At 67.4% G+C, this 18592-nt stretch carries 19 protein-coding genes; 7 read left to right on the forward strand and 12 right to left on the reverse strand.

The features are described 5' to 3' along the window. Positions 1–17: 17 nt before the first annotated feature. Together E8M01_RS12830 and E8M01_RS12835 are read right to left on the reverse strand one after the other, a co-directional pair. A complete protein-coding gene (locus E8M01_RS12830; RefSeq protein WP_170181884.1) occupies positions 18–449 on the reverse strand; it encodes a cupin domain-containing protein in 432 nt (143 codons plus the stop codon). After that, positions 446–1261 carry a putative hydro-lyase gene (locus E8M01_RS12835; protein ID WP_136960476.1) on the reverse strand — a complete coding sequence of 272 codons (816 nt, stop codon included), beginning with the start codon at positions 1259–1261 and terminating at the stop codon, positions 446–448. Before E8M01_RS12835 ends, E8M01_RS12830 begins: the two co-directional genes overlap by 4 nt. A 119-nt stretch (positions 1262–1380) precedes the next feature. Between E8M01_RS12835 and E8M01_RS12840 the strand changes: the two genes are divergently transcribed. Beyond that, positions 1381–2265, forward strand: coding sequence for a LysR family transcriptional regulator (locus tag E8M01_RS12840; protein ID WP_136960477.1), 885 nt, complete (start codon positions 1381–1383; stop codon positions 2263–2265). A gap of 25 nt (positions 2266–2290) precedes the next feature. Here E8M01_RS12840 and E8M01_RS12845 read toward each other — a convergent pair whose 3' ends face one another. Continuing rightward, positions 2291–2716 (reverse strand): DUF2948 family protein, encoded by a 426-nt coding sequence (locus E8M01_RS12845; RefSeq protein ID WP_246088707.1) that lies wholly within the window; start codon positions 2714–2716, stop codon positions 2291–2293. A 94-nt stretch (positions 2717–2810) separates the two neighbouring features. On the opposite strand from E8M01_RS12845, the gene E8M01_RS12850 reads away from it, so the two are divergent. The 5 genes from E8M01_RS12850 (at position 2811) to rpoN (ending at position 7620) form a co-directional block, all read left to right on the forward strand. After that, a complete protein-coding gene (locus tag E8M01_RS12850; RefSeq protein WP_136960479.1) occupies positions 2811–3428 on the forward strand; it encodes a ribonuclease D in 618 nt (205 codons plus the stop codon). Positions 3429–3577: 149 nt separating this feature from the next. Next, positions 3578–4324: an LPS export ABC transporter periplasmic protein LptC gene (gene lptC / locus E8M01_RS12855; RefSeq protein ID WP_136960480.1), complete on the forward strand. Its 747-nt coding sequence runs from the start codon at positions 3578–3580 to the stop codon at positions 4322–4324. 16 nt (positions 4325–4340) lie between these two features. Continuing rightward, the gene (locus tag E8M01_RS12860; protein ID WP_136960481.1) at positions 4341–5048 is read left to right on the forward strand and encodes an LptA/OstA family protein; all 708 of its coding nucleotides are present in this window, start codon (positions 4341–4343) and stop codon (positions 5046–5048) included. 22 nt (positions 5049–5070) lie between these two features. Next, on the forward strand, positions 5071–5964 hold the full coding sequence (gene lptB / locus E8M01_RS12865) for an LPS export ABC transporter ATP-binding protein (protein WP_246088708.1): 894 nt from the start codon (positions 5071–5073) through the stop codon (positions 5962–5964). Positions 5965–6090: 126 nt separating this feature from the next. Continuing rightward, positions 6091–7620: an RNA polymerase factor sigma-54 gene (rpoN, locus tag E8M01_RS12870; RefSeq protein WP_136960482.1), complete on the forward strand. Its 1530-nt coding sequence runs from the start codon at positions 6091–6093 to the stop codon at positions 7618–7620. A gap of 83 nt (positions 7621–7703) precedes the next feature. Here rpoN and E8M01_RS12875 read toward each other — a convergent pair whose 3' ends face one another. From E8M01_RS12875 to E8M01_RS12890, 4 genes are all read right to left on the reverse strand, one after another. Next, entirely contained in the window at positions 7704–8921 is a 1218-nt protein-coding gene (locus E8M01_RS12875; protein ID WP_170181885.1) for an ABC transporter substrate-binding protein, read from the reverse strand. 90 nt (positions 8922–9011) lie between these two features. Continuing rightward, positions 9012–10493 (reverse strand): acyl-CoA synthetase, encoded by a 1482-nt coding sequence (locus tag E8M01_RS12880; protein ID WP_246088801.1) that lies wholly within the window; start codon positions 10491–10493, stop codon positions 9012–9014. A 175-nt stretch (positions 10494–10668) separates the two neighbouring features. Beyond that, the gene (locus E8M01_RS12885; RefSeq protein ID WP_246088709.1) at positions 10669–11835 is read right to left on the reverse strand and encodes an acyl-CoA dehydrogenase family protein; all 1167 of its coding nucleotides are present in this window, start codon (positions 11833–11835) and stop codon (positions 10669–10671) included. Positions 11836–11861: 26 nt separating this feature from the next. After that, positions 11862–12623 carry an SDR family NAD(P)-dependent oxidoreductase gene (locus E8M01_RS12890; protein WP_136960485.1) on the reverse strand — a complete coding sequence of 254 codons (762 nt, stop codon included), beginning with the start codon at positions 12621–12623 and terminating at the stop codon, positions 11862–11864. Between the two features lie 157 nt (positions 12624–12780). Here E8M01_RS12890 and E8M01_RS12895 point away from each other — a divergent pair, with 157 nt between their 5' ends. After that, on the forward strand, positions 12781–13422 hold the full coding sequence (locus E8M01_RS12895) for a TetR/AcrR family transcriptional regulator (RefSeq protein ID WP_136960486.1): 642 nt from the start codon (positions 12781–12783) through the stop codon (positions 13420–13422). Positions 13423–13450: 28 nt separating this feature from the next. Here the strand turns inward: E8M01_RS12895 and proB are convergent, their stop codons facing one another. The 5 genes from proB to E8M01_RS12920 all read right to left on the reverse strand — a co-directional run bounded on the left by proB (position 13451) and on the right by E8M01_RS12920 (position 18526). Beyond that, a complete protein-coding gene (gene proB, locus E8M01_RS12900) occupies positions 13451–14578 on the reverse strand; it encodes a glutamate 5-kinase (protein ID WP_136960487.1) in 1128 nt (375 codons plus the stop codon). A 169-nt stretch (positions 14579–14747) separates the two neighbouring features. Continuing rightward, positions 14748–15833 carry a BMP family ABC transporter substrate-binding protein gene (locus tag E8M01_RS12905; protein WP_136960488.1) on the reverse strand — a complete coding sequence of 362 codons (1086 nt, stop codon included), beginning with the start codon at positions 15831–15833 and terminating at the stop codon, positions 14748–14750. 108 nt (positions 15834–15941) lie between these two features. Then, positions 15942–16751: an enoyl-ACP reductase FabI gene (gene fabI / locus E8M01_RS12910; RefSeq protein ID WP_211596717.1), complete on the reverse strand. Its 810-nt coding sequence runs from the start codon at positions 16749–16751 to the stop codon at positions 15942–15944. A gap of 74 nt (positions 16752–16825) precedes the next feature. Further along, entirely contained in the window at positions 16826–17821 is a 996-nt protein-coding gene (locus E8M01_RS12915; RefSeq protein WP_136960489.1) for a DnaJ C-terminal domain-containing protein, read from the reverse strand. A 126-nt stretch (positions 17822–17947) separates the two neighbouring features. Continuing rightward, entirely contained in the window at positions 17948–18526 is a 579-nt protein-coding gene (locus E8M01_RS12920; RefSeq protein WP_170181886.1) for an RT0821/Lpp0805 family surface protein, read from the reverse strand. Positions 18527–18592: the final 66 nt, after the last annotated feature.

Consider the following 18592-nt stretch of genomic DNA (forward strand, 5'->3'; position numbering starts at 1 on the left):
GGGGCTCTCCTTGGCGATCATGGCCGGGCGGCCGGAAGGGGCGGCGGATAGTAGGTGAACTCGATCAACAGGCAGCCCGCCTCGCTGAAGAAGGGGCCATGCACGATATCGGCGGGACGGCAGGCATAGGTGCCGGCCGGAAGCACGACGGCGCTGTCTCGTGCATCCGGCGTGCCAATCGACAGCGAACCGGAGACGATGAACACCTCCTCACACCAGTCATGCCGGACGGCGTGGTCGACCGCCGCGCCAGCCGCCCAGCGGGCAAGCCGCGTGACCGAACCGGTCCGGGCAACCGGATCGAGCTCACCCGAGAGGATCTTCTCCTCGACGCCGGCATAACCGGCGACCGGGCGCCAGTCGTCCGCGCCGAGCGCGTCAAAGAATTCCCGGTGACGCTTGGCGAAGCCACCGAAGCCCGCATGCGGGACGCCGCCGCCTTGCGTCACAGCGCGGCGAGCCGGCTGTTCTTCAGGTCGGTCACCAGCATGGAGCCTGGTGCATGGGTGATGGCGAAGGCCGGCCTGGTCGCCGCGATCACCGCCTGGGGCGTCACGCCGCAGGCCCAGAACACCGGCAGCTCATCGGCCTTCACCTCGACCGGGTCGCCATAGTCTGGCCTGTCGATGTCCTTGATGCCGATCGCCTGGGGCATGCCGATATGAACCGGCGCGCCATGCACCGAGGGGAAGCGCGAGGTGATCTGGATGGCGCGGATCGCGTCGGCCGGCTTGAACGGCCGCATCGACACGACAAGCGGTCCGGCGAACGGCCCGGCCGGCGCGCAGGCGATCGAGGTCCGATAGACCGGCACGCCGGTATTGCAGCTGATATGGCGCAGCGGCAGCCCGTCCTGGATCAGCGCCTCTTCGAACGAGAACGAGCAGCCGAGCACGAAGGCGACCAGATCATCGCGCCAGACCGACAGGATATCGGTCGGCTCGTCGACCAGCTCGCCATTCTTCCACACCCGGTAACGCGGAATGTCGGTGCGGATGTCGAGATCGGCGCCGAGTGCCGGGATCGCCGGGTTGCCCGGCTCGGAAATGCCGATCACCGGGCAGGGTTTGGGATTGAGCGTGCAGAAGCGCAGGAAATCACCGGCGAGCGCCTTCGGCAGGATCGCCAGATTGCCCTGGACATGACCAGGCGCGAGCCCCGCCGTCTGGCCGGTGATGCCGGCGGCCCTGACCGCATGGCGGACCGCGACCGGATCGGTCAGGGCGCCGCCGCCCTGCGCCTTCAATTGCACCACAGCCATCGAGCTCCCCCAAGCGCGAGTTCCATAAGGTCAGGGGAGTGCAACATTCCTGTTGCATTGCGTCCAATACGAAGTTTGGATCAGGAGTGATAAATTCTACTTATTGAAGCGATGGGAGAATGATTGATTTCAAAGCGCTCGAAACCCTGGTCTGGGTGGCGACGCTCAAGAGCTTTCACCGGGCCGCGGTGAAACTGAACACCACCCAGCCGGCGGTGTCGCAGCGCATCGCCCAGCTGGAGACCGAAATCGGCGCGCGGCTGCTGGAGCGCGAAAAACGCAATGTCGTCCCGACCGAGGCCGGTCGCCACGTGCTCGACTATGCCGATCGGCTGCTCAGGCTGCGCTCCGAGATGCTGCACGGTATCGCCGACCGCTCGGCGATTCGCGGCACGCTGCGCCTCGGTGTGGCCGAGACGGTTGTTCATACCTGGCTGTCGCGCTTCGTCGAACGCATGGCCAAGGCCTATCCGAAGCTCGCCCTGGAAATCGAGGTCGACATCTCGCCCAACCTGCGCGATCGGCTGGTCGCCCAGGAAATCGACCTGGCCTTCATGCTCGGCCCGCTGGTCGCCCCGAGCCTGAAGAGCCGGCCGCTGTGCACCTATCCGCTCGGCTTTTTTGCCAGCGACGCGCTCGGCCTGCCGCCGAGCGGGGTGACCTTGCAAGCGCTCGCCGCCCACCCGATCGTCACTTTCTCGCGCAATACCAGGCCCTATATGGCGATCCGCGAGCTGTTCTCCGCGTCGGGCCTGCCGCCGACCCATATCCACGCCTCGGCCTCGCTCGCCACCATTCTGCGCATGGCCGAGGATGGCCTCGGCATTGCCGCCATCCCGAGCCCGATTGCCGCCGACAAGCTGACCGCCGGCCAGCTCAAGCGCGTCGACACGATGGTCCTGCTGCCGGATCTCGATTTTGTCGCGGCCTGGCGGGTGACCCCTGACGCCGCCACCATCGAGGCGGTCGCCGATCTCGCCGGCGTGGTCGCCGCCGGCGGCTGAAGCCCATCCTTGTCCAGTCCGCAACCTAGCCGTGGTCGGGTTTCTGCTCGGTCGCCCACATCGGCCCGAGATCGTCCATGGCCGCCTCGATACATTCGACGGCAAGCCTCACGGCGGCTCCGCCGGCGAAGACCAGCTCGATCGTGCCGGTCGGCTCGTCGGCGGGTTCGAAGCGCAGTGCCAGCAGGTTCAGCACCGTATCGGTGCCTTTCGGCACGCCCTTGGCGCTGACCGCGCCGACCCGTTCGAAGCGGACACCGGTCCGCCGCCGCTGGCGGGCGCCGTCTTCCGCCGCCGACCAGTCGAACCGGTTGCAGATGAAGGCGAACTGCCGCGTCTTGGCAATGAAGGCGAGGTCGGAGGCCTTGACGACGGCGTCCTGCAGGTGAGCGGAAACGATGCCGAGATCGTCGGCATCGAAGGCGAAGAGTTTGAGGGGTGTCGCGGTCATTGGATTTCTCATGCGTGGCGTCCTATAGGACGGGAGAACCGCCGCGTCGTCCATAAGCGCGTTGCGAGCCAGCCTTTTTTCGAGTCCGAAACCGATGACCATCCGTTCGCATGTGGGCGACCTGCCCGACCTCAACCATTATCGCGTCGGCGTGGTGGCGATCGACACCGAAACGCTCGGCCTGATCCCGCAGCGCGACCGGCTCTGTGTGGTCCAGCTCTCGCCGGGCGACGGCAGCGCCGATGTCGTGCAGATCCGCCCCGGCCAGCCAAGGCCCGCCAATCTCTCGGCGCTGATCGCCGATCCCGGCATCGTCAAGCTGTTCCATTTCGCGCGTTTCGACATTGCGGTGATGAAACATGCCTTCGGCGTGATGACCACGCCGGTCTATTGCACCAAGATCGCCTCCAGGCTGGTGCGCACCTATACCGACCGGCATGGCCTGAAGGATCTGTCCAAGGATCTGCTCGGGCTCGACATCTCCAAGGCCCAGCAGAGTTCCGACTGGGCCGCCGAGACGTTGAGCCCGGCGCAGCTCGAATATGCCGCCTCCGACGTGCTGCACCTGCATGCCCTCAAGGATCGGCTGGATTTCATGCTCGCCCGGGAGGGCCGCACCGCGCTGGCCGAGGCCTGTTTCCGGTTTCTGCCGGTTCGCGCCGAGCTTGACCTTGCCGGCTGGCCGGAAACCGATATTTTTGCGCATTCGTAAACCCTGGCATGGGATCGATCGAGTTCATACATCCGGCGCTGGCCGGTCATCCCGTCCCCGCCATGCTGGGGCCATAGAATGGGGTAGAGTGCGCCCGCATAGGTGGTCGATCCAAGGGATCGGCGCCACTCTGCCGTGAAGGAACGACAATGGCCGCACGTCCGATCGACGATTTCGGAGGCGCCGCCGGCGGCGCATTCGGCGTCGCCGCGCGCGAGCAAGCCTTTCAGGCCGCCTTCCGGCATTCCCGGCAGGTGCGTCGGCTGCGTGTCGCCGTGCCGCTGGCGGCGAGCCTGATCGTCGTCGTGGTCAGCTTCGTCAGCTGGTGGGATCCGTTGCGCATGCTCAACCTGCCGGTCTCGATCGGCGCCCTGTCGCTTTCGGGCTCGAAGGTGACCATGGAGGCGCCGCGCCTGACCGGCTATACCAATGACAACCGGTTCTACCGCGTCACCGCGATCCGGGCCGAGCACGACATCGCCCATTCCAACGTCGTCGGCCTGTCGGCCATCGATGCCGAGATGGAGCTCGAAGGCGGCGGCACGGCGCGGGTGGTCTCGTCGAGCGGCGTGCTGGACACCAAGTCCGGTATTGTCGAACTGACTTCGGCGGTGTCGGTGACGACCTCCAACGGCCAGGCGGGCCAGGTGACCAGCGCCGTGGTCGACACCCGCACCGGCACGATCACCGCCAAGGGGCCGGTCAATCTGGAGTCGCCGCGCGGCCAGATCGCCGGCGACCGAATGGAAATCCGCGAGAACGGCAAAGTCATCCTGCTCGAAGGCGCGGTTCGTGGTAATTTCATGCCCGAGCCGCCCGATCCGTCGGTGACCGACTTGAACACCGATACCCCGTCCCCGCCCGCGGCACCCCGCAACGACCCTGCACCACGCTGATCCGGAGATCGACTTCATGACGCTGGCCGGCCTTGTCCTGCCCCCGCGCCGCCTCGCGGCCCTTCTTCCGGCGGCGCTTGTCGCCGGCCTTGTCGGCCTGAGCGTCTCGGGCCTGCCCGCGCTTGCCCAACAGGCCGGCAGCCCCTTTGTCGGCTTCTCGCAGAACCGCGATCAGCCGATCAATTTCGAGGCCGACCGGGCCGAGGTCTTCGACAATGAGAAGAAGGCGATCCTGACCGGCAATGTCCGGATCCGTCAGGGCGAATCGAATCTGGCCACCGGCCGGCTGGTCATCCTCTACGAGGACAATTCCGGTGGTGGCCGTCCGCCGCAGGGCCGTCCGGCAGCCATTCCAGGCGCGTCCGGCCAGCCCGGCCAGCAGAATGTCCGCCGCTTCGAGATGCAGGGCGGCGTCATGGTGCAATCCAAGAACCAGAACGCCACCGCCGAGCGCGGCTCGTTCGACGCCCGCCGCAACGAGGCGATCCTCGAGGGAAATGTCGTCCTGACCCAGTGCGACAACGTGCTGCGCGGCAGCCGGCTGCAGGCCGACCTGACCGCCAACCGCGTCCGTCTCGACGGCGGCCCGTCGACCGCCGGCCGGGTTTCCGGCGTGCTGTCGAGCTCGAGCGGCGCTCCGGGCGGCGGCGGCTCCGCCGCCAATCCGGACTGTGCGCCCACCCCGCCGGCACGCACTGCTCCGCAGCGCGCGCCGCGCGGCTGACGCGCCAGCCGCAGGACAAGGCATGACGGTGCTCGATCGCATGGCAGGACTATTCGGGCGCCGCGCCCCGGCTCAGCCGGCGCCGGCGATCGACGCCGATTGGCTGGTGCGGCAGATGGCCGACGAGGTCGCGGCGCTGGAACCGCCAGCGCCCGAACCGGTGATCCAGGATCAGCACGAGCCGCGTTCCGGCGAGGGCGTGCTGGGCGTTCACGGCGTCTGGAAGACCTATAAGGGCCGGGCCGTGGTGCGCGGGGTCAGCCTCGATGTCCGCCGCGGCGAGGCGGTCGGGCTGCTCGGCCCGAACGGCGCCGGCAAGACCACGGTTTTTTACATGATCACCGGCCTGGTGGAGGCCGACAAGGGTCGCACCGAGCTCGACGGCCACGACATCACCGCGTTGCCGATGTATCGCCGCGCCCGCCTCGGCATTGGCTACCTGCCGCAGGAAGCCTCGATTTTTCGTGGCCTGAATGTCGAGGACAACATTCGCGCCGTGCTCGAGGTGACCGAGCGCGACAAGAAGAAGCGCGAATACGAACTCGACGAACTGCTCGAGGAATTCAACATCGCCCGGCTGCGCAAGAGCCCGGCCATCGCCTTGTCGGGCGGTGAGCGCCGCCGCCTGGAAATCGCCCGGGCGCTGGCGACACGGCCGTCCTTCATGCTGCTGGACGAGCCCTTTGCCGGCATCGATCCGATCGCCGTCGGCGATATCCAGAACCTGGTGCGCCACCTGAAGGAGCGCGGCATCGGCGTGCTCATCACCGACCACAATGTGCGCGAGACGCTGGGCCTGATCGACCGGGCCTATATCATCCATTCCGGTCAGGTCCTGATGGAAGGCACGCCGGACGAGATCGTCTCCAATCCGGATGTCCGCCGGCTCTATCTCGGCGAGGAATTCCGGCTCTGACCGGACGATAACCTTACGGAAGCGATTTAACGGATCGGTCATGCCTGTTATGGCATGAACCTTGCTAACCGCCCGGCCCCGCTCTATTGAACAGAACGGTCCAACCCCGCGGCGCCAAGGATCCCGATGGCCCTGTCTGCACGATTAGAGCTCCGCGTCGGCCAGTCGCTGGTCATGACGCCTCAGCTCATGCAGGCCATCAAACTCCTGCAGCTGTCCAATCTCGATCTTGTCGCCTATGTCGAGGCCGAGCTCGAAAAGAATCCGCTTCTGGAACGGGCCGAACCGGCGCCGGAATCGGTTCCCGATGCCGAGGCGCCGACCGTGGTGGCCGCGTCGGACGGCGACGCCGAAGCCGGCGACTGGCTCGGCGACACCCTCGACAACAGCCGCACCGCGATCGAGGAGCGGCTCGGCACCGACATGGAAAACGTCTTCCCGGACGACAAGGGGCCGGAGCTCAAGCACGCCGACGCCGCCTCCGATCCGATGACCTCGTCCTGGTCGAATGTCGGCTCCGGCGGGCGCGACGAGGACGACTACAATCTCGAAGCCTTTGTCTCGGCCGGCCTGTCGCTGGCCGATCACCTGTCGAACCAGCTGGCACTGGCGGTGGAAACGCCACAGGAGCGGCTGATCGGCCAGATGTTGATCGATTCGGTCGATGATGCCGGCTATCTGACGATTTCCACCGACGAGGTTGCCGACCGGCTGGGCGCCGAATTGGCTGAGGTGGAGCGTATTCTCGGCCTGATCCAGGCCTTCGAGCCGTCGGGCGTGGCGGCGCGCAATCTGGCCGAATGCCTGGCGATCCAATTGCGCGACAAGAACCGTTACGACCCGGCCATGCAGGTGCTGGTCGCCCATCTCGACCTGCTCGCCAAGCGCGACTTCCAGGCCTTGAAGCGGCTCTGCGCGATCGATGACGAGGATATCGCCGACATGGTCGCCGAAATCCGCCGGCTCAACCCGAAGCCCGGCCTCGCCTTCGGTTTCGCGCCGGTCCAGGCCCTGGTCCCCGATGTCATGGTGCGCGCCGGGCCGGATGGCGGCTGGCTGGTCGAGCTGAACACCGAGACGCTGCCCAAGGTGCTGGTCAACCAGACCTATTACGCGCGCATCTCGAAGACCGCCAAATCCGAGACCGACAAGACCTTCCTGGCCGACGCGATGCAGACGGCGACCTGGCTGACCCGCGCGCTCGACCAGCGTGCCCGCACCATCCTGAAGGTTGCGACCGAGATCGTCCGCCAGCAGGACGCCTTCTTCGCGCTGGGCGTCCAATATCTCAGGCCGCTCAACCTGAAGACCATTGCCGACGCCATCAGCATGCACGAATCGACGGTGTCGCGGGTCACCTCGAACAAATCGATCGCCACCAGCCGGGGCATTTTCGAGATGAAGTATTTCTTCACCTCGGCGATCGCCAGTTCCGAGGGCGGCGAGAGCCATTCGGCCGAGGCGGTGCGCTTCCGCATCAAGCAGATGATCGACCAGGAGGACGTTGCCGACGTGCTGTCGGACGACGCCATCATGGACAAGTTGCGCGAATCCGGCATCGACATCGCGCGCCGCACCGTCGCCAAATACCGCGAAGCCCTGCGCATTCCCTCGTCGGTGCAGCGCCGCCGCGAGAAACAGGCCATGGCGAGCTAGATTTCAGCGACCCCAGGCCTGTTCCAAGTTTCCCTGTTCCAAGTTTCCCTGTTCCAAGTTTGCCTGTTCCGGATTTGCCCGGATCAGGACCGGCGGGCGAGCGGGCACTCGCTCTCCTCGACCGGCTTGATCATGTCGCCGGCCGCGATGGTGGCGCGGACATGCATGAGATCCCAGGCGCCGCGCGATTCCGCGGGGGTTTTCACCTCCACCAGCAGCATGTCGCGCATCAGCCGGCCATCCGCCCGCAGCCGGGCATTGGCGGTCATGAAATCATTGACCGGCAGTTCCTTCATCTGGGCCATGACCCGGTCGCCGGCATCGGTGCCGGAGGCTTCCACGCTTTTCAGGTAGTGCAGCACGGCACTGTAGACGGCGGCCTGGGCATGGGTGGGCGGCCGGCCCATGCGCGCCTCGAAGCGGCGGGCGAAGGCCCGGCTCGGGTCGTCGCGGTCCCAGTAATAGCCGGCGAGGAAAGTGGTGCCCTGCGACAGGTCGAGGCCGATGGCCTTGACGTTGACGATGGTGAAGATCGGCACCGCCAGCTTCACGCCGTTGCGCATCATGCCGAATTCGGCGGCCTGCTTGATGGCGCCGGTGGTGTCGGCGCCGGCATTGAGCAGCGCCAGCACCTGCAGGTTCGCGCCGGCGCCCTGGAACAGGAACGAGCCGAAGTCCATGGTGTTCAGCGGGTGACGCACGGAACCGACCACTTCGCCGCCGCGCTGGCGCAGCGTATCGGTCATGTCGCGCTGCATGGCGTGGCCGAAGGCGTAGTCCGCGGTCAACAGGAACCAGCGGCGGTGCCGCTCGCTGAGGAGCGCGGTCGCCAGCCCCTTGGCCAGCGCATGGGTGTCGTAGAGCCAGAGCGCGCTGTTCGGCGTGCAGGCCTTGCCGACCAGATCGACATTGCCGCTGCCGACGTGAACCACGACCTTGTTGGCCTGGCGGATCGTGTCCTGGATGGCAAGCGACACGCCGGAATTGGCGATGTCGAAAAAGGCATCGGCGCGATCGCCGTCGATCATCCGCTTCACCAGCGTGGCGGCCAGGTCGACCTTGTTCTGGTGATCGGCGCCGACGACCTGGATCGGCTTGCCGGCCACGGTCCGGCCGAAATCCTCGACCGCCAGTTCGGCGGCGACGACCGAGCCGCGGCCGGAGGTGTCGCTATAGGCCGACGACTGGTCGTTCAGCACGACCAGCCTGACGGCGTCGTCGGAAATCTGCGCCTTGGCCGGTGCCGCGGCCGCAAGCCACAGGAATGCCCCGGCGCACAGGCCGGCGATCTTCGACATCATGGTGTTCTCCCCGGAGTTCATCGTGTCGGTGTGTCTGTGATGGCGACGGCGACCTGCGCCGGGCGCCGGGTTCCTTGCCGTCGGCAGCCGTCAACGGCCGGCAGCGGCCGCGAGGTAGCGATCGCGCAGGTGTCGCTTCACCAGCTTGCCGGTGGGCGTGCGCGGCAACTCCGCTTCGAAATCGATGCTGCGCGGGCATTTGAGCGCCGACAGCCGGCCACGGCAGTAGGCGATCAGCGCCGCCTCCAGCGCCGGGCCGGCGCGCGCCATGTCGCGCGGCTGGACGACGGCCTTCACTTCCTCGCCCATCTCGGCGTTGGGAATGCCGAACACCGCGACGTCGGCCACGTCAGGATGGCTGATCAGCGCGTCCTCGGCCTCCTGCGGATAGATGTTCACCCCGCCGGAAATGATCATGTAGGCCTTGCGGTCGGTCAGGTAGAGGAAGCCGTCCGCGTCGAGGTGGCCGATGTCGCCGAGCGTCGACCAGCCCTTGTCGTTATAGGCGTCTTCGGTCTTTTTCGGATCGTTGTGATAGGTGAACGGCAGGCTGTCGGCGAAATAGACCGCGCCGGTCTCGCCGACCGGCAGTTCCTCACCATCCGCGTCGACGATCTTCAGCGTGCCGAGCACCGAGCGTCCGACCGTACCGCGGTGGCCGAGCCAGTCCTGCGCGGTCGCAACCGTGACGCCGTTGGCTTCGGTGCCGGCGTAATATTCGACCAGGATCGGCCCCCACCAGTCGAGCATGGCCGCCTTGACCTCGACCGGGCAGGGGGCGGCGGCATGGACGGCGCCACGCAGCGACGTCACGTCGTAGCGTCGACGCACCGCCTCCGGCAGCTTCAGCATGCGCACGAACATGGTCGGCACGAGCTGTGAATGGGTTGCCCGGCAGGTTTCCACCAGGCGCAGGAATTCCTCGGCGTCGAACTTCTCCATGATCACCGAGGTGCCGCCAAGCGCTGCCGACATCATGTTGAAGCGCAGCGGAGCGGCATGGTAGAGCGGCGCCGGCGACAGGTAGATGCTGCCCGCATTCATCCCGCACAGGTCCTGGCACAGCACTTTCAGCAACGGACTGAGCTGGCTGATCGGCTGGTGCCGGAACGGCTGCTTCACGCCCTTGGGCCGGCCGGTCGTGCCGGAGGAATAGAGCATGTCGAAGCCGCCGGTCTCATCGCCGACCGGCGCCGTCGGCCGCCGGTCCCGCTCCATCTCCCACGACCTGAATCCGGAGCGGCTGCCGCCGGCGATGAACCGGCCGAGCCCGGCGTCGTCCTGAAGGCCCACGGCCTGATCGGCGGTCGCCGGCGTCACGATCAGCGCCTTGGCGCCGCAATCCCTGACGATATAGGCGATCTCGTCCGCCGTGAGGTAGCGGCTGATCGCCGTGTAATAGACGCCGGAGCGCTGCGCCGCCCAGCAGATCTCCATGAAGGCGAGACAGTTCTCCATGATCAGGGCGATGTGGTCGCCGGGCGCCAGGCCCAGATCGCGGAACAGATGGGCTCCCTGGTTCGAACGGTCGTCCAGGGTGCGGTAGTTCAGGCTCTCGCCCGATCCGGCCATGCGATAGGCGATCTTGTCCGGCTGGCTGCGGGCGTGGAACGACGGATGGGTCTCACTCACGGTCTGTTTCCTCCGGGCAATGGCGGCTTGGTGCCGCTCTTTCGCTTGGGTTCTCGATGTCTGCCGAAACGGCGCGGCCATGGCCGCGCCGGCTGCGCGTCAGGCGGTCTGCAAGTCAGGCGGTCTGGGTTTGGCGCCAGTCGCGCTTGATCTTCTTGGCGAGCGACCATTTGTGCACTTCGGTCGGGCCGTCATAGATGCGGAAGGCGCGGATCTCGCGAAACACCTGCTCGACGATCGTGTCGCCCGAGACGCCGGCGCCGCCCATCACCTGGACGCAGCGGTCGGCCACCCGCATCAGCGCCTCCGAGACCGCCACCTTGGCCATCGAGCTTTCCGCCGTGCCGAGCGAACCGCCGTCGAGCACGCCGGCGCACCAGTCGATCATCAGCTCCGCCTGTTTCAGGTCGATGAGGTTTTCCGCCAGCATGAAACCGACGCCCTCATGGTCGACGAGAACCTTGCCGAAGGCCTCCCGACGGCAGGCATAATCGGTGGCGATCTCATTGGCGCGAATGCAGGCGCCGAGCCAGCGCATGCAATGCGACAGCCGCGCCGGCGACAGGCGCACCTGGGCATATTTGAAACCCTCGCCGCTGGCGCCGAGCATCTGGTCGGCCGGCACGCGCAAGCCCTCGATCGCGACTATCGCATGGCCGCCGGGCATGGAGTTGTCGATGGTGTCGAGCACCCGCTCGATGCGGATCGCCGGATCCGGCAGGTCGACCAGGAACATGCAGGCGCCATCGTCGGACCTGGCCATGACGATGCCGACCTTGGCGCCCTCCGCCCCGGTGATGAAGGCCTTGCGGCCGTCGATGACCCAATGGTTGCCGTCCAGCCGGCAGAGCGTCTTCATCATGGACGGGTCGGAGCCGGCGCCGCCCTCCAGCGCCGGCTCGGTCATGAAGAAGGCCGAACGGGCATGCCCTTCGACCAGGGGCGCGAGGAAACGTTGCTTCTGCGCCTCGCTGCCGACCTTGCCGAGCAGGTACATATTGCCTTCGTCGGGGGCCGCGGTGTTGCAGGCGATCGGCCCGAGCGGCGAGAGCCCGCTCATGCGCAGCACCACCGCCGTCTCGCGCTGGCTGAGGTGGCCGCCGTCGGGCAGGATATGCGGCGTCAGGACGCCGGCCGCCCGCGCCTTGTCGCGCAGCTCCGCCACCAGCTCCTCGGCGGGGCCATGGGGGCCGCAACGACGATCGCGCTCGTAGGGCGCGACGACGCCGCGGACGAAGGCCTCGACCCGTTCCGCGATGGCCGCGGCGCGCTCGGACACCATGCCGGCCTCTTGCCCCGACGCTGCGCTCATTTCGCGGCCATGCGGATGGCGCCGTCGAGACGAATGGTCTCGCCGTTCAGCATCGGATTGGCGATGATCGATTCGACCATCTGGGCATATTCGTCGGGATGGCCGAGCCGGGCCGGGAACGGCACCTGCCGGCCGAGCGAATCCTGCGCTTCCTGCGGCAGCGAGGCCAGCAGAGGGGTGAGGAACAGGCCGGGCGCAATGGTGACCACCCGGATGCCGTAGCGGGCGAGTTCGCGCGCGATCGGCAACGTCATGCCGACGATCCCGCCCTTTGAGGCGGCATAGGCCGCCTGCCCGATCTGGCCGTCGAAGGCGGCGACGCTCGCCGTGTTGACGACGACGCCGCGCTCTTCTCCCACCGGCTCGGCGGTCGCCAGGCGCGCGGCGAATTTGGACAGCACGTTGAACGTGCCGGAGAGATTGATGGCGACGATCTTGCTGAAGTCGCCGAGCGGCAGCGCCGAGCCGTCCCGGTTGATGACCTTGGCCGGCGGCCCGATGCCGGCGCAATTGACCAGGATGCGGGCCTTGCCGTGAAGCCCCTCGGCCTCGGCGAGGCCTGCGTCCACCGCCGCTTCGTCGACCACGTTCACCTTGACGAAATGGCCACCGGTCTCGCGGGCCTTCTCGCGGCCGAGATCCTCGTTCAGGTCGAAGATCGTCACCTTGGCGCCGGCCCGCGCCAGCCGCGAGGCGGTCGCGCCGCCAAGGCCCGAAGCTCCGCCCGTGACGATCGCCGCAATCCCTTTTGCATCCATGGCCAACTTCCCTTGTCGCTCGGCAGCCGTCGAAACGGACGATTGCAAAACCAGTCCGTAGAATATCTACTGCTCAGTAAGGTGCATGGTGCCCGGCTGGCGGGTCAATCCGGTCGTGCGGGGGATGGTGATGGGATCGGTGGCGCCGGCGAAAACGATGCAGGATGAGGCAGGCTCGCCGTTCAGGGACCGCGAACAGCGCCTGGAGGACCGCGAACGCAAGCGCGAAACGGTGCTCCGCGCGGCTGTTCGCATGTTCAACGCGCGCGGCTTCCACGCAGCCTCGCTCGACGAGGTGGCAGCCAGCATCGGCGTGTCGAAGCCGACGATCTACCACTATCTCGGCAACAAGGAGCAGGTGCTGCTGGAATGTTTCACCCGCGGCCTCGACGCGCTCGACCGGGCGGTCGAGAAGGCCTCCGCCGCGCCGGGCACGGGGCTCGAGCGCCTCAGCGCCTTCCTCGTTCGTTATGCCGAAAACAATATGAGCGATTTCGGCCGTTGCGTGGTCCGGACCGGCAATGACGCCCTGTCGCCGGAGGGCGCGGCGCGCTTCCGGGCCATGAAGCGCAAGATCGATGGCCATCTTCGCCGGCTGGTCGCCGAAGCCATGGCCGACGGCTCGGCCGCGCCTGCCGATGTCAAGCTGACCGCCTTCACCCTGGCGAGTGCCGTGAACGGCTCGGCCTTCTGGTTCTCGGCCGATGGCGCGCTGCCCGCCCGGGCCGTGGCGGAGGCGATCGTGGCGATCCTGACCGCCGGGCTCGCGCCGCGCGCCGTGCCTCAGCCGCTCGGTTGAGTCGCGCGAGGTTGGCTGGGCTTTGCGGCTATTCGGCGCCGAGCACCAGATCGTCCCGGTGCACCATGGCGGCGCGACCCTTGTAGCCGAGGATATCCTCGATCGCGCGTGAGCTGCGACCGATGATCTGGGCCGCCTCGATGCCGTCGAAGGCGACCAGGCCGCGGCCGATCTCGGCGCCGTCGGCGCCACGGATGACCACCGCATCGCCGCGCTCGAAAGTGCCCTCGACCTTGCGCACGCCCGCCGGCAGCAGGCTTTTTCCGGCCCGCAGCGCCTCGACCGCACCGGCGTCGAGCCATAAGACGCCGCGCGGCTCCAGTGAGCCGGCAATCCACTTCTTGCGGCTGGTGATCGGCTGGGTCGGCGTCAGGAACCAGGTGCAGGGCCCACCGGCCTCGACCCGCCCGAGCGGATGATCATGCTTGCCCGAGGCGATCACCATGGTGGTGCCGGCGGTGGTGGCGATCTTGCCGGCCTCGACCTTGGTGGTCATGCCGCCGCGCGACAGTTCGGACGCCGCGCCGCCGGCGACGCTCTCGATTTCGGGGGTGATGCGCGGCACCACCGGGATCAGCGTCGCCTTGGGGTCCAGGTGCGGCGGGGCGGTATAGAGGCCGTCGATGTCGGAGAGCAGCACCAGGCAATCGGCGCCGATCATGGTGGCGACGCGCGCGGCCAGCCGGTCGTTGTCGCCGTAGCGGATCTCGTCGGTCGCCACCGTGTCGTTCTCGTTGACGACCGGCACGGCCTTGAAGCCGAGCAAGGTCTGGATCGTGCTGCGGGCGTTCAGGTAACGGCGCCGTTCCTCGGTGTCGTGCAGCGTCAGCAGGATCTGGCCGGCGATGATGCCATGGGCGCCGAGCACTTCCGACCAGGCCCGGGCCAGCGCGATCTGGCCGACCGAGGCTGCCGCCTGGCTTTGCTCGAGCTCGAGCGGGCCTTTCGGCAGTTGCAGGATGGTGCGCCCAAGGGCAATCGACCCCGACGAGACGATCAGCATGTCGGCGCCACGGCTGGCGTGACGGGCGACGTCGGCGGCCAGCGTCTCCAGCCAGACGCGCTTCAACTCGCCCTTCGTCCCGTCGACCAGGAGCGAGGAGCCGATCTTCACGACGATGCGGCGGAAGCCTGAAAGGGTGGGCGTTGCGGTCACGGCCTGAAACACGAAGCCCGCGGCGCGTCGGGCGCGGCGGCAGGATAAGGACTGCCGCAGATGCGGCCCGCCGGTCTTAGCGCGGATTTCCTGAAGTCGCCATGGCCCAGGCGCCGTTGCGGCGGACCACCGCCGCAACCGTCCGGCCGCCGCAATACTGCGCCGCCGCTCAATTGGCGGCGGGCATGCGCTCGTCGATGCCGCGGACGTAAAAATTCATGCCGAGGATCTGTTCGTCCGCCAGCACGCCATTGCCCTTGCATTCGACCGTCTGGCCGTCGGCACGCACCACCGGACAGCGGAACGGATGCAGCGTGCCGGCCTTGATCGCGGCCTCGGTCGCCTCCGCCAAGGCCTTCACCTCGGCCGGCATGTTGGTATAGGGCGCCATGTGGACGAGGCCGGTATTCAGCCCGCCCCAGACGTCGCCCGAGGTCCAGGTGCCGTCGAGCATGGCCTTCACCCGGGCGGTGTAATAGGGCGCCCAGTCGTTGACGATCGAGGTGAGCTGGGCCTTCGGCCCGAACCGGATCATGTCGGAATCCTGGCCGAAGGCCAGGATGCCGCGCTGTTCGGCGATCTGCATGGCGGCCGGCGAATCGGTGTGTTGCGAGATGATGTCGGCGCCCTGGTCGGCCAGCGCCTTGGCGGCATCGGCCTCCTTGCCGGGGTCGTACCAGGAATTGACCCAGACGATCTTGATCTTCAGGTCGGGCCGCACCGATTGGGCGCCGAGCATGAAGGCGTTGATGCCGGACACCACCTCGGGAATGGCGAACGAGCCGATATAACCGACCGTGCCGGTCTTCGACATGCGCGCGGCGATCTGGCCGAGAATGTAGCGGCCTTCGTAGAAGCGCCCGGCATAGGTTGCGAGATTGGCCGAACGCTTGAAGCCGGTGGCGTGCTCGAACCGGACATTCGGGTGGCGCTGGGCCACCCGCGCGGTCGGATCCATGAAGCCGAACGAGGTGGTGAAGATCAGCCGGTGGCCGGTGCGGGCGAGCTGCTCGATGACCCGTTCGGCGTCGGGACCCTCGGCGACCTTCTCGACGAAGGTGGTTTCGATCCGGTTGCCATAGGTCTGCTCGAGCTGGCGCCGGGCGACATCATGCTGGTAGGTCCAGCCGTGATCGCCGACGGGACCGACATAGACGAAGCCGATCTTCAGCTTGTCCTGGGCGTAGGCCGCGGCAAGGCCGACCGTGACGCCGACCGCGGCCACGGCTGCTGCGAGAACTGTCCTGAGCTTCATGGGTCCCGTCCCGTCTGGAGCAGCCGGTTTCCGGCCCGGCCTTCGGGCAGGATCGTGGCGCGGCCGGAGGCGTTGATCAAGCGCCATCGGTCCCTGACGGTGACCGACCTAGTCTTTGGTGACGGTGATGTCGGGCGCGTTCGGGTTCTTCATGCCGACGACATGGTAGCCGGCATCGACATGGTGGATCTCGCCGGTCACGCCGCGCGACAGATTCGACAGGAAATACATGCCGGCGTCACCGACCTCGTCGATGGTGACGGTGCGGCGCAGCGGCGAATTATACTCGTTCCACTTCAGGATATAGCGGAAGTCGCCGATGCCCGAGGCCGCCAGCGTCTTGATCGGGCCGGCCGAGATGGCGTTGACCCGGATGTTCTTTTCGCCGAGATCGGCGGCCAGATAGCGCACGCTGGCTTCCAGCGCCGCCTTGGCGACGCCCATGACATTGTAATGCGGCATCCATTTCTCGGCGCCGTAATAGGTCAGCGTCAGCAGCGACCCGCCATTGGTCATCAGCTTCTCGGCGCGCTGGGCGATCGCCGTGAAGGAATAGCAGGAGATCAGCAGCGACTTGGCGAAATTGCCCTCGGTCGTATCGACATAGCGGCCGGTGAGCTCGTCCTTGTCGGAGAAGGCGATGGCATGCAGCACGAAGTCGAGCCCGCCGAGCACCCGCTGGGTTTCGGCGAACACCGCATCCACCGTCGCCGTGTCGGTGACGTCGCAATGGCCGACCACATGGCCGCCGAGCTCGGCTGCCAGCGGCCTGACCCGCTTCTCCAGCGCTTCGCCCTGATAGGTGAACGCCAGTTCGGCGCCCTGGGCGCGACAAGCCTTGGCGATGCCCCAGGCAATAGACCGGTTGTTCGCCACCCCAAGAATGAGGCCGCGCTTGCCCTGCATGATGCCCGCCATGTGATCCTCGCCCGGCATTTCCAGAAAATGAGCCGGGAGCTATGCCACCGCCAGCGGGGCGGTGCAAGGAGCGCTCACAAACCCTGGCGCGGGTCGGTCTTGCGCCGTTCCTTCAGAACCCGCGCGAAACCCTCGAGGTCGGCGCTCGGTTCCGGCAGCACGATGCGCATGGTGACATAGAGATCACCCGGTCCATCGGCGCTGGCGAGCCCCTTGCCGCGCAGCCGGAAACTCTTGCCCGAGGCGGTCATGGCGGGCAGCGTCAGCTCCACCTCGCCGTCCAAGGTCGGCGCCCGCACCTTGCCGCCGAGGATCGCCTCGTCGAGCGCGATCGGCAGTTCGAGGCGAACATCCTTGCCCTCGGCGCGGAAGGCCGGGTGCGGCTCGACTGCGATCACCACATAGGCGTCGCCGGTCGGCCGGCCGAGGCTGCCGGGTTTGCCCTTGCCGCGCAGCCGCATGCGATGGCCGTCGCGGGTGCCGGACGGGATCTTGATGTCGACCGCCTCGCCCGACGGCAGCACGACGCGCTGGGTTGCCCCGCGCGCCGCGTCGAGGAACGGCACGCGCACCGTCAGGGTCACGTCCTCGCCGCCGGACTGCGGCTCGCCGCCGGCCCCGAACGGGTCGCCGCCGCGAAACGAGCCGCCGGCACGGCCGGTCATGCCGGACAGGATGTCGAAGAAATCGTCCGACGACGGCGCGCCGCCGGCCTTGCGGTTGCCCGAGCGCCTGAAGCCCTCCTGGCCGAAGCTGAAGGTCTCGAAGATCGTATCGCCGCCCGGTGCGCCACCACGCGTGCCGCCGGGCCTGCCGCCGAAGCCTTCGAAACCGGTGAAGCGCTGCTTGCCTTCGGCGTCGATCTCGCCGCGGTCGAAGGATTTGCGCTTGGCCTCGTCGGACAACAGCTCATAGGCGTTGTTCAGCTCGGCGAAGCGGTCCTGCGCCTTGGCGTCTTTCGGATTGGCGTCCGGATGCAGCGCCTTGGCCTTCTTGCGGAAGGCCTTCTTGATATCCTCGGCGTTCGCTGTGCGCGCGACGCCGATCACGTCATAGGGATCGCGTGCCATGATTGTCCTTGAAAATCGCATGGCCGGCCGGGCGATGCGATCCGTCGATGGTTTCAGTCGGCCTCAATGTGGGGATCGCGGCGGATGATGACAATGTGGGGCGTGGTCTTGGCGGCTTCTTGGCGGTCAGCTGCGCCGCCACGGCCGGAGTTCGAGCACCGCCCAGGCGCCGGTGGTGCGGCAGGCGCGACCGTCGAACCAGACTTCCTTGCCGTCCTTGATGGCGCTGCCGAGGAAGTCCCGGCAGGTCTGGCCGGCCGTGCCGTTGACGCGCTGCAGCGCCGTCACGGTGCCACGCATGCCGCTCTGGCTGTTTTCCCAGGGAATGCTTGGGGTATCGGCCCGGTCGGCGAGGGCTTCCAGCAGCACGCGCTTGGCGGCCTGCCAGTCGCCTTCCGGGATCGGCAGGGCACCGGCCGCGGCCGTCGGCGGCACCGGCTCGCCGCTGCGCCGGATCGAACCGGTGGTGATCGGGTCGGTCGGCTGCGCGGTCTGGCCGACCGCTGCCAGGGACAAAGGCGCCGGCGATGCAGGGGTCTCGGCCGTGGCGGTCTCGGCCGATTGCGGCGCCTGGGCCGCCGGCGGCGGGGTTTGCGTGCGCTCCCACAATGACGGCAAGGTCACGGCGCAGCCGGGCAATGTCATCAGCGCGACAGCCATCGCGACGAGGCGCGCGAGGCGGCCATCGCATGGGTGGATGCGCATTCCAGGGCTTGGGCAAGCCCCTTCCCTGACGCTATATGCTTGGCGAACGCCAAACGTCTCGCCCAT

Source organism: Phreatobacter stygius, assembly GCF_005144885.1.
Taxonomy (GTDB): domain Bacteria; phylum Pseudomonadota; class Alphaproteobacteria; order Rhizobiales; family Phreatobacteraceae; genus Phreatobacter; species Phreatobacter stygius.